The sequence below is a fragment of the Actinomadura darangshiensis genome (assembly GCF_004349235.1).
Lineage (GTDB): Bacteria > Actinomycetota > Actinomycetes > Streptosporangiales > Streptosporangiaceae > Spirillospora > Spirillospora darangshiensis.
Genome location: NZ_SMKY01000070.1, coordinates 24963 through 35166, shown reverse-complemented (window position 1 = coordinate 35166; position 10204 = coordinate 24963). Strand labels below are relative to the sequence as shown.

The window sequence follows — 10204 nt, the reverse complement described above, 5'->3', positions numbered from 1 at the left end:
CGGCCGCCCCTGCCCCCTCCGCCAGGGAGAAGCCGTCCGCGGGCGGCGCATCGGACGACGACGGCCCCGGCGAGTGGACGCGCATGTACGGCGGCAACCGCCCGAAGTAACAGAGACCGGGGCCGAGGGCGTCAGACGGCGGCGAGTACGCCGGGGACGTCGTTGACCACCATCGCGTCGAAACCGGCCGCCGCGTAGGTCGGCGCCGCCTCCGCGGACGGGCACCAGGCGATCGTCTCCAGGCCCGCCTTGTGGGCGACTTCCACGCAGTGCTCCAGCGGACGCAGCCGCGTGTCGGGATGCTCGATGCCGCACGACCCGGTGTGCACGGCGACCACGTCCATGCCGAGGCCCGCCGCCGCCGGGACGGCGTGCCACAGCGGGAACCGCAGCCACGTCAGCAGCCCCAGCGGGACGCCCGGCAGCTCGTCCTTCAGGAACACCAGCAGCGACGGGTCGAACGACGTGACGAGCAGCCGGCGCCGCTCCGCCTCCCGCCTCAGCACGGGCAGCAGCAGCGCGCCCGTGCGGCGGGACGGCTCGTCCAGCGCGTCCTCCAGGACGGTCTTCACGTCGACGTCCACCGCCACGTCCGCGGGCAGCGCGTCGAAGATCTCGGTGAGGCGGGGCAGCCCGCTCGCGGTCGCGGGCAGGTCGACCAGGTGGTCGCCGTCGACGGTCGTCGGGTCGTGCCGCAGGACGAGGTCGTCGTCGGCGGTCCGCGTGACGTCGATCTCGACCCAGGACAGCCCGGCGTCGACGGCGGCGAGCATCGAGGGCAGCGTGTTCTCGGCGACGGCCTGCTCGGCCCCGGGCGGCGTGAGATCGCCCGCGCCGTAGCCGCGATGCCCGATGATCGTGGGAGAGTTCTCGAAGGTGGCTTCTCCCCTCCTTGCGGGGAGGGGCTTCATTCCCTTGCGGGATTGAGGTTCCTGTTTCACCGGGCCGTGCCTCCCCGGAATTCTCCGGGGCCGGTCTTACCGGCCCTCCGCAGGCGTTTCACCTCTCCGCCAGCCCGGCGGCGAGCACATTGTTGGCTGCGTTCACGTCCCGGTCGTGCAGCGTGCCGCACTGCGGGCACGTCCAGGACCGCACGTTCAGCGGCATCTTCTGGTTCATATGGCTGCACCCCGGCGTGGAGCACAGCTTCGAGGAGGGAAACCATCGGTCCACCAGCAGTAGATCTCGCCCGTACCAGCCGGCCTTGTACTCCAGCATGCTGCGCAACTGCGACCACGACGCATCGCTGATCGCCCGCGCCATGGAGCGGTTCTTGAGCATGTTACGTACGGTCAGGTCCTCGATGGCCAGGGCTTGGTTTTCGCGTACCAGCCTCGTGGACAGCTTGTGCAGGTGATCCCGGCGCCGGTCGGCGATCCTGGCGTGGATCTTGGCGACCCGCCGCCGGGTCTTGCACCGGTTGGCCGATCCCTTCGCCGTGCGGGACAGCGCCTTTTGCGCCTTGGCCAGTCTGCGCCGGTCCGCACGCTCGTGCCGTGGATTGGTGACCTTCTCCCCAGTGGACAGGGTCACCAAATGGTTCAGGCCCGCGTCGATCCCCACCGCGGCCCTGGTACTCGGTAGTGGTTTGACGGTCTCCTCCACCAGCAGGGACACGAACCACCGACCCGCGCCATCCTGAGACACGGTGACCGTGGACGGCTCCACACCCTGCGGCAAGGGCCGATGCCACACGATGTTCAGCGGATCGGTCGTCTTCGCCAGCTTCAACGCTCCATCGCGGAATGTGAAGGCATTGTTCTGGAAAGTCGCTGACTTCCGTGCCGTCCGCTTGGACTTGAAGCGCGGGTAGCGGGCCCGTTTGGCGAAGAAGTTGTTGAACGCGACCTGCTGGGTGCGCAGACACTGCTGGAGCGGCACGTTCGACACTTCGCGCAGGAACGAGAGTTCCTCGTCCTGCTTCCAGGCAGTGAGCCACTTGGCGGTGTCCACGTAGGAGGTGCGCTCACCTTCGTCCTTGTACCGGCGGGTGCGTTCGGCCAGCGCCTTGTTCCAGACCAGGCGCACGCAGCCGAACGTGCGGCTCAGCAGGCCCGCCTGTTCGGTGGTCGGGTAGAAGCGGTACCTGTAGGCCCGCTTGATCACCTGGCTCACCTTTAACATGGTAGTGCATGATCATGTTAGATGGGAGAAGGCAGGGCCATCCACTCGTTCAGGGGCCGGTGCGCGGGCACAGTGACCAGATCAAGGTGCTTCCTCGGTGGCGAGATGTTCGGCGATGACGGCGTCGAGCGGCTGGGTGACCTTGAGGTTGCGCTCGCTGCCCGCGACGATCCGGATCGGGACGCCCGGCAGGTAGCGGTGCACGATGCCGCAGTCGTCGGTGGCGCGCAGCGCCGGGTCGGCGAGCGCCAGCTCGTAGGCCTTGCGGATCGTGCCGAGCCGGAAGCCCTGCGGGGTCTGGAACCGGCTCAGCGTCTCGCGCGGCGGCATGGACACGACCACGCCGTCCTCGACCACGACGATGGTGTCGGACGACGGCACGCCGACCGCGACGGCCTCGCAGCCGTCCAGGGCGTCCAGCACGCGGTCGATGACCGGGGGGCCGACGAACGGCCGGGCCGCGTCGTGGAACAGGACGCGCACGTCGTCGGGATGCTCGTCCAGCACCCGCAGCGCCGCGACGGTCGACGCGGTCCGGGTCGCGCCGCCCTCGATCACGGCGGCCGTCTTGCGGAACGGAGCGGCGATCGCGGCGGCCGCGCGCAGATGCCCGGCCGCCATCACGACCACGACCTCGCCGATGCCCGGATGGGCGTCGAACGCGCCGACCGCGTGCGCCAGGATCGGCCGGCCGCCGACGTCCATGAGCTGCTTGGGGCGCCCGGCGCCCATGCGCTCGCCGGTCCCGCCGGCGAGCACCACCGCGACGGTCCGCGTCGCCATCTCTCCTCGATCTCCGCGGCGCCCGGTCATCGGGCCGCTACGCTGTGCTCCTGCCCGTGTTCGCCCGACCGGCTCCGGAGGCGCCGATGGAACAGGCGCCCGCGCGTGAGCGGCCGGTCACGCACAACGTACCGGACCCCGGGCCGCCCGGACCGGCTCGGCCGCCCACAGCCCGCGCGATCGAGTATGGTTGCCAGGCCGTGTTGGGGGACGCGCGCGCACCGTCGGCGCCGCTCGTCTGCGCGCCGATCACGGTCCTCGCGCCCCGCCACCGCGACACCGCACGTTCGCGGGCCCGTCCGGGGCACCTCCGTTCGCGTACGCGGCTCAGGCCGCCTACCTTGGCGTGTTGTCCGGCGGCGGGAGCGTCGCCACATGGGCGTGGAACGGCCGCGAAGCGGCGACGGTCGACCTGACGGAGTCTTTTGTCCGGGGGTGTGGGGGGCGGCCCCCACCGGGAAAGAGGAGAAGAGCATGATCGGCATGGTGCTGGCGGCGGGCGCGGGCCGGAGGCTGCGGCCGTACACCGACACCCTCCCCAAGGCCCTGGTCCCCGTTGACGGCGAGACCACCATCCTCGACATCGCCCTCCGCAACCTCGCCGAGGTCGGGCTGACGGACGTCGTCATCGTCGTCGGCTACCAGGCGGGCGCCGTGGAGGAACGTAAAACCGCCCTTGAGGAGCTGTACGGCGTGTCCCTCACGCTGGTTCACAACGACAAGGCCGAGGAGTGGAACAACGCCTACTCCATGTGGCTGGCTCGGGAGCACTTCTCCAAGGGCGTCCTCATGGTCAACGGCGACACGGTCCATCCGGTGAGCGTGGAGAAGACGCTACTGGCCAACCGCGGGCCGGACATCCTCCTGGCGGTGGACGATGTGAAAACTCTCGCCGACGAGGAGATGAAGGTGATCCTCGACGGCGAGGACCACCTGAAGACCATCACCAAGCTGATGGACCCCTCCACGGCGAACGGCGAGTACATCGGCGCCACGCTCATCGAGCCGGCCGCCGCGGAGCCGCTCGCCGACGCGCTCAAGGCCACCTGGGAGCGCGACCCCGACCTGTACTACGAGGACGGCTACCAGGAGCTCGTCAACCGGGGCGGCCGCATCGGGGTCGCACCGATCGGCGACGTCGCCTGGGTGGAGGTCGACAACCACGAGGACCTGGAGAAGGCCCGCCGGATCGCCAAGGGCTACTGACCGCACGCACGGCACGACGCGAGGAGGCCCATGCCCCTGCTGACGCGGATGCTGAACGCGCCGCTCTCCATCGATGTGCGGCGCGGCGCTGTCGCGGGTCTCGGCGAGCTGCTCGCCGACAAGCGGATCGCCACCGAGGGGCGCGTCGCGGTCGCGGTCGGCCCCGGCCAGGGCGACCAGATCGCCGAGCAGGTCAAGGCGTCCCTGGACGCCTGCGAGGTGTTCCAGGTCGCGGGCGGCACCGTGGACGCGGCCGTCGACCTGGGGTCCAAGCTGCGCGCCGGGTCGTACGAGGCGGTCGTCGGCATCGGCGGCGGCCGGACGATCGACGCCGCCAAGTACGCGGCGACGCTGTCGGGCATCCCGATGGTGTCGGTCGCCACGAACCTGTCGCACGACGGGATCTGCTCGCCGGTCGCGTCCCTCGTCCACGACAAGGGCAAGGGCTCGTTCGGCGTCGTGATGCCGCTGGCGATGGTCGTCGACCTCGACTACGTGCACGCCGCGCCCGACCGGCTCGTCCGCGCCGGGATCGGCGACGTGGTCAGCAACTTCTCCGCCGTGGACGACTGGCTGCTCGCGGCCGAGGACTGCGGCGAGCGCGTCGACCGGCTGGCCCTCACCGTGGCCCGCACCGCCGCCGAGGCGCTGGTGCACCAGCCCGGCTCGATCGACTCCGACCGGTTCCTGACCGTCCTCGCGGAGGCGCTCGTGCTGTCGGGGATGGCGATGGCGTTCGCCGGCGACTCGCGCCCGGCGAGCGGCGGCGACCACGAGATCCTGCACGCCATCGACCACCTGTTCCCGGACACCGCCAACCACGGCGAGCTGGCCGGGCTCGGCGCCGCGTTCTGCTACCACCTGCGCGCCACCCGGCTCGGCGCCGGCGCGGACCGGCTGGCGGAGATCCTCGCCTGCCTCGGCCGGCACGGGCTGCCCCGCGTCCCCGCCGACGTCGGGCTGACCCCCGAACAGTTCGCCGCGGCCGTGGCATACGCCCCGCGGACCCGGCCCGGCCGCTATACGATCTTGGAACACCTCAGCCTCGACGAGGGCGAGACCCGCAAGGCGGTGGAAGAGTATGTCCAGGCCCACGGAGGCTGAGCTGCCCGGGCACGAGCACCCCCAAGAGCCCCCCGGCGACGACCACAGGCCGCACCGCAAGGGCGCCAGTGTCGCCGACATCCGCCGGTACGGGCAGCCGCCCGGCCTGAAGGACCGGCGGAACGAGGAGCACTGGGCCGGGCGCCTCTACATGCGCGACCTGTCCCCGTTCTTCGGGTGGATCGCGCTGCGCCTCGGGTTCAGCCCCAACCAGCTCACCTACCTGATGATGGCGTCCGGCGTCGCCGCCGGCGTCGTCGTGTCGCTGCCCGCGGACCCCCTGTGGACGGCCCTCGGCGGCGCCTTCCTCATCCAGGTCTACCTGCTGCTCGACTGCGTGGACGGCGAGGTCGCCCGCTACCTGCGGCAGACGTCGGTCGCCGGGGTGTTCCTCGACCGGATCGGCCACTACCTGTCCGAGGTGTCGCTGCTCATCGGGCTCGGCTTCATGGCGCAGGGCGGCTGGCAGAACGGCGGCTGGGCCGAGCTCGGCCTCGTCGCCGCGCTCGGCGCCGCGCTGATCAAGGCGGAGACCGACAACGTCGTCGTGGCCCGCGCCAAGTCGGGGCTGACCGCCGACCCGTCCGGCGGCGACCGCGCGCTGCGCCCCCGCTCCACCGGCATCGCGCTGGCCCGGCAGGCGGCCTCCATGCTGCGCTTCCACCGGATCATCGGCGCGGTCGAGCTGTCGCTGCTGATCCTCGCCGCCGCCGTGATCGACGCGGTGACCGGCGCCGGCGACCCGGTCGCGGTGCGCGTGCTGATGGCGGCGGTGGCCGTCGTCGCCGTCGTCCAGACCCTGCTTCACCTGGTCAGCATCCTGGCCTCCCGGAGGCTGAAGTGAAACTGTCCGTGGTCGTCCTCACGATGGGGAACAGGCCGGCGGAGCTGGCCCGCGCCGTTCGCAGCGCCCTGGACCAGGAGCACGTGGACGTCGAGGTCGTCCTCGTCGGCAACGGCACCGACCCCGTCGGCGACCAGGCGGGCGCGGCGCCGTTCGACGACGAGCGCGTCAAGACCCTCAGCCTCCCCGACAACCTCGGCATCCCGGGCGGACGGAACCGGGGCGTGGAGGCGTCCTGCGGTGACGTCATCCTGTTCCTGGACGACGACGGCTGGTACCGCTCCACCCGCCTCGGCACCTACCTGCGCGACCGGTTCTCCGCCGAACCCGACCTCGGCGTCGTCTCGTTCCGCGTCCGCGACCCCGAGGGCGGCCGCGGTGAACGCCGGCACGTCCCCCGGCTGCGCGCCGGCGACCCGGAGCGCTCGTCCGCCGCCACGACGTTCCTCGGCGGCGCCTGCGCGGTCCGCCGCGCCGCGTTCGACGCCGGCGGCGGCCTCCCCGAGGACTTCTTCTACGCCCACGAGGAGACCGACCTCGCCTGGCAGATCCTCAACGCCGGGTACCGCATCGTCTACGACGCCTCGGCGGTCATGTTCCACCCCGCCGTCCTGCCGACGCGGCACGGCATGTTCTACCGCTACAACGCCCGCAACCGCGTCTGGCTGGCCCGCCGCAACCTCCCGTGGCCGCTGGCCCTCACCTACCTCGCGGTGTGGATCGGCATGACCGTCCTCCGCGAACGCAAGCCGAGCGCCCTCAAGCCGTGGTTCAAGGGCTTCGCGGAGGGCTGGCGCAAACCCGCGGGCCCCCGCCGCCCCATCTCCTACCGCACCGCCTGGCGCATGACCCGGACGGGCCGTCCCCCCATCATCTAGGGGGTCGTGATCGCCGCCAGGATCAGATGGGTCAGCTCGGCGGTGATGTCGTCGAGGGGGACGTCCTGGTCGCGGGCCGACCAGTGGTGGACGAGGTTGTTCACCGCGCCGATGATGGCGATCATCGTAAGGCGGTAGTCGCGGTCGAGGGCCTCGCCGCGGGCGACGGCCTCGCGGGCCATCGCGGTCATCGTCTCCTCCCACCGGGCGCGCCAGCGGAAGCGGTGCTGCTCCAGAACGGCGCTGACGCCGATGACCTCGACGAACGCGATGCGGGCCCAGCGCGGGTCGCTCGCCGTGATGGAGACGAACGCGCGCACGGCGGCCTCCACGCGGGTGCGCAGGCCGCCGTCCGCCGCGTCGGCGTACGCGGCGGTCATGGCGGCGGAGGCGCGCGTGTTGATGTGCTGGTGCAGCGTGGTGAGCAGTTCCTCGCGCCCGGAGAACTCCTCGTAGAAGTTGCGGGTCGACACGCTCGCCGTCGCGCACAGCCGCTCGATGGACGTCGCCGCGTAGCCGCGCGTCCCGAACAGTTCGAGGCCCGCCGCCAGCAGGCGTTCGCGCCGCTCAGCCCGTCGCTCCTCGGCGGACCGGCCTCCGTAGCTGCGCCGGGGCGCGGGATTGCGGCCGCTCATTGATCTCCGTCCACCCGTGCGAATGGGGCAGCGTCAGCCTAACTCCCGCACGCCGGGCCTTCTCCCCGCTTGGACGCGCCGCCGGGGTCAGGTGCCGAGGAGCGCGGCGCGCCAGTCCGGGTCGGCGGTGAGGACGGTCAGCCGCTGCGTCGCTCGCGAGACGGCGACGTACAGGACCCGCAGCCCGCGCGGCGACTGCGCGGCGACGGTCTCGGGCGCCACGATCACGGCGGCGTCGAACTCCAGGCCCTTCGCCTCCAGGACGTCCAGCACCTGCACCCGCTCCGGCAACCCCGCACCCAGCCGCTCAAGATCACTTTCAGTCCACGCGACGGCATGGCCGGGCTTCGGAGTGCCTTCCGGACCGGACGTGGGCGGCGCCGTGCCCGCCGTGCCCGCCGTGCCCGCTGTGGCCGGTGTGTCCGGGTGGACACGTTCCGTCAAAGGGAGTGGAACGATTACGCCGATCGTGCCCTCTACCTGAGTGAGGAGTTCTTCTGCCGCCGCGCGGGCGGCGGAGGCCAGGTCAGGTTGGGGGACGACATGAACGATCGGGTCGATGCCGGACGTCCGGACGGCGCGGGCCGGGCTGGCCTCCGGGAGGGCGCGGGCCAGCACGCGGGCGGACACGGCGGCGATCTCGGTCGAGTTGCGGTAGTTCGTCGTCAGTTCGTACTCGTGCCGCGTGCGAGGCGCCGGCTTGCGGGTGCGGCGGCGGCCCCGGGAGGGACGCTCGCCGCCGAGCGCGGCCTCCATGGCCTGGCGGGCGGCGTCGAGGTCCTCCCACGCGCTCTGGGCCGGGTCCTCGACGATCGTCCAGCTGGCCTGGCGGCCGCGGCGGCCGAGCATGCGCCACTGCATGGGGGAGAGGTCCTGCGCCTCGTCGACGACGATGTGCGCGTACTCGGGACGCTCCTCCACCACGCCGTCGTCCACCCGGCGGGACCGTTCGAGGCGCTCGATGGACGTCGTCAGCTCCTGCATCTCCGGCTCCCAGGTGTCGTCCACGACCTCCTCCCCGGTGAGGATGTTGACGCCGTCGACGACGAACGGGTCGTCCTCGGACGGGGCCTTGCGGCGGCGCGACGGGCGGGGCGGCGAGCCGAGCAGCGCGTCGAGCTCGTCCAGGAGGGCGACGTCCTGGTAGCTGAGCGGCGCGTCCTCCCCGGTCCAGGACGCCGCGAGCGGCTCGATGTCGTCGCGGTCGAGGTCGCGTCCGGCGGCGCGGCGCAGCCGCGACGGGTCGCCGAGCGAGCGCAGCACGTCCAGCGGGCGGCGGATCGGCCACCAGGCGACGAGGAAGTCGGTGAACGCGCGCTGCTCGCGGACCCGCGTCTCGAACTGGGTGCGCTTCGGGTCGCCGTCCCCGTTCTGGCTCGCGCGGGCCGGTTCCTCGTCGAGGGAGGCGAGGCCGTCGGCGGCCAGGATCGCGTTCCACAGCCCCGCTTCGGCGCCCTCCTCGGCCTCGGCCGCCTCCGGGCCGCCGAGGTCGTTGAAGCGGGCCCAGAGGGCGTCCAGGAGCATTTCGGCCGCCCGCCCGCGGGCGGTGTTCACGCTGCCGCGGCTGCGCCGGTGGACCTCGTTGCGGATCCGGTCGATGCGGTCGCGGTCGAGGGCGACGACGATGCCCTTGAACACGACGCGCAGTTCTCCGGGGGCACCGGGCGCGTGGTCGGCCACGGCGCGGCGCAGGATCGCCGCCATCGTGTCCGCGCCCTTGACGCGGGCCACACGCGGCGCGTCGTGGACGGTCGCGGTGCCGCCGTCGACGAGGTCGCCGAGCGAGCGCAGCGTCGCCGAGCCCTCGCCGAGGGACGGCAGCACCCGCTCGATGTAGGCGGTGAACCGGCGGTTCGGGCCGATCACCAGCACACCGCGCGACCCGAACCGGCGGCGGTGCCGGAACAGCAGGTAGGCGACGCGGTGCAGCGCGACGGCGGTCTTGCCGGTGCCGGGGGCGCCGCGGACCAGGACCGTCCCGTCGGCGGGGGCGCGGATGACCTCGTCCTGCTCCCGCTGGATCGTCGCGACGATGTCGCGCATCGCGCCCTCGCGGGTGCGGGCGAGCGAGGCGAGGAACGCGCCGTCGCCGACGACCGTCATGCCGTCCGCCGCCTCCGGGTCGAGGAGGTCGTCCTCAAGGTCGACGACCGTGTGGCCGCGCGAGTGCAGGACGCGGCGGCGGACGACGCCGCGCGGGTCCTCGGGGGTGGCGCGGTAGAAGTCCTCGGCGGCGGGCGCCCGCCAGTCGATGACGAGGGAGTCGTGCTCGCTGGTGCGGACGCCGATGCGGCCGATGTAGCGGACCTCTTCGGAGGTCAGGTCGAGCCGGCCGAAGACCAGGCCGTCGTCGGCGATGTCCAGCGCCTGGACGCGCAAAGACGCCTGGTGGACCATCGCGTCCCGGTCCACGAGCGAGCCCTTGGTTCCGGCGAGCGACTGCCGGTAGCCTTCGCGGATCATGGCCTGGGCGTCCGCGCGCATCTCCTCCAGCCGCTGGTAGGCGATGTCGACGTAGCGCTGCTCGGCGGCGATCTCCTGGTCCTTCACCGTGCCGCCGGACTCGGTCGGCCGCCCGTTGACCTGGGACGACATGCAGGCTGCTCCTCGCACGTGAGTCACGCCGGGGA

Annotated in this window: 9 protein-coding genes; 4 read left to right on the top strand and 5 right to left on the bottom strand. The window is 72.3% G+C overall.

The window, feature by feature from the left end; translation table 11 throughout:
• Nucleotides 1-131: 131 nt before the first annotated feature.
• From E1293_RS17550 to ispD, 3 genes are all read right to left on the bottom strand, one after another.
• Nucleotides 132-911, bottom strand: coding sequence for a glycerophosphodiester phosphodiesterase (locus tag E1293_RS17550; protein WP_132198484.1), 780 nt, complete (start codon nt 909-911; stop codon nt 132-134).
• Between the two features lie 88 nt (nt 912-999).
• On the bottom strand, nt 1000-2124 hold the full coding sequence (locus E1293_RS17545) for an RNA-guided endonuclease InsQ/TnpB family protein (protein WP_424923641.1): 1125 nt from the start codon (nt 2122-2124) through the stop codon (nt 1000-1002).
• A gap of 81 nt (nt 2125-2205) precedes the next feature.
• Nucleotides 2206-2907 carry a 2-C-methyl-D-erythritol 4-phosphate cytidylyltransferase gene (gene ispD, locus E1293_RS17540; protein WP_132198482.1) on the bottom strand — a complete coding sequence of 234 codons (702 nt, stop codon included), beginning with the start codon at nt 2905-2907 and terminating at the stop codon, nt 2206-2208.
• Between the two features lie 474 nt (nt 2908-3381).
• Here ispD and E1293_RS17535 point away from each other — a divergent pair, with 474 nt between their 5' ends.
• Genes E1293_RS17535 through E1293_RS17520 form a run of 4 tightly spaced genes read left to right on the top strand, consistent with a single transcriptional unit; the run spans nt 3382 to nt 6939 of the window.
• Nucleotides 3382-4113: a phosphocholine cytidylyltransferase family protein gene (locus E1293_RS17535; RefSeq protein ID WP_132198481.1), complete on the top strand. Its 732-nt coding sequence runs from the start codon at nt 3382-3384 to the stop codon at nt 4111-4113.
• Nucleotides 4114-4143: 30 nt separating this feature from the next.
• Entirely contained in the window at nt 4144-5217 is a 1074-nt protein-coding gene (locus tag E1293_RS17530) for an iron-containing alcohol dehydrogenase family protein (protein ID WP_132198480.1), read from the top strand.
• Entirely contained in the window at nt 5195-6061 is an 867-nt protein-coding gene (locus E1293_RS17525; RefSeq protein WP_132198479.1) for a CDP-alcohol phosphatidyltransferase family protein, read from the top strand. Before E1293_RS17530 ends, E1293_RS17525 begins: the two co-directional genes overlap by 23 nt.
• A gap of 23 nt (nt 6062-6084) precedes the next feature.
• A complete protein-coding gene (locus tag E1293_RS17520) occupies nt 6085-6939 on the top strand; it encodes a glycosyltransferase family 2 protein (RefSeq protein WP_243716291.1) in 855 nt (284 codons plus the stop codon).
• Here E1293_RS17520 and E1293_RS17515 read toward each other — a convergent pair.
• Nucleotides 6936-7574 (bottom strand): TetR/AcrR family transcriptional regulator, encoded by a 639-nt coding sequence (locus tag E1293_RS17515; protein ID WP_132198477.1) that lies wholly within the window; start codon nt 7572-7574, stop codon nt 6936-6938. The two genes, E1293_RS17520 and E1293_RS17515, sit on opposite strands and share 4 nt — an antisense overlap.
• Nucleotides 7575-7661: 87 nt before the next feature.
• On the bottom strand, nt 7662-10169 hold the full coding sequence (locus tag E1293_RS17510; RefSeq protein WP_132198476.1) for a HelD family protein: 2508 nt from the start codon (nt 10167-10169) through the stop codon (nt 7662-7664).
• Nucleotides 10170-10204: the final 35 nt, after the last annotated feature.

Excerpts from the sequence above, each read along its gene's own strand:
- E1293_RS17550 (WP_132198484.1), bottom strand. The coding sequence starts at position 911 with ATGAAGCCCCTCCCCGCAAGGAGGGGAGAAGCCACCTTCGAGAACTCT.
- E1293_RS17545 (WP_424923641.1), bottom strand. The coding sequence starts at position 2,124 with ATGTTAAAGGTGAGCCAGGTGATCAAGCGGGCCTACAGGTACCGCTTC.
- ispD (WP_132198482.1), bottom strand. The coding sequence starts at position 2,907 with ATGGCGACGCGGACCGTCGCGGTGGTGCTCGCCGGCGGGACCGGCGAG.
- E1293_RS17535 (WP_132198481.1), top strand. The coding sequence starts at position 3,382 with ATGATCGGCATGGTGCTGGCGGCGGGCGCGGGCCGGAGGCTGCGGCCG.
- E1293_RS17530 (WP_132198480.1), top strand. The coding sequence starts at position 4,144 with ATGCCCCTGCTGACGCGGATGCTGAACGCGCCGCTCTCCATCGATGTG.
- E1293_RS17525 (WP_132198479.1), top strand. The coding sequence starts at position 5,195 with ATGTCCAGGCCCACGGAGGCTGAGCTGCCCGGGCACGAGCACCCCCAA.
- E1293_RS17520 (WP_243716291.1), top strand. The coding sequence starts at position 6,085 with ATGGGGAACAGGCCGGCGGAGCTGGCCCGCGCCGTTCGCAGCGCCCTG.
- E1293_RS17515 (WP_132198477.1), bottom strand. The coding sequence starts at position 7,574 with ATGAGCGGCCGCAATCCCGCGCCCCGGCGCAGCTACGGAGGCCGGTCC.
- E1293_RS17510 (WP_132198476.1), bottom strand. The coding sequence starts at position 10,169 with ATGTCGTCCCAGGTCAACGGGCGGCCGACCGAGTCCGGCGGCACGGTG.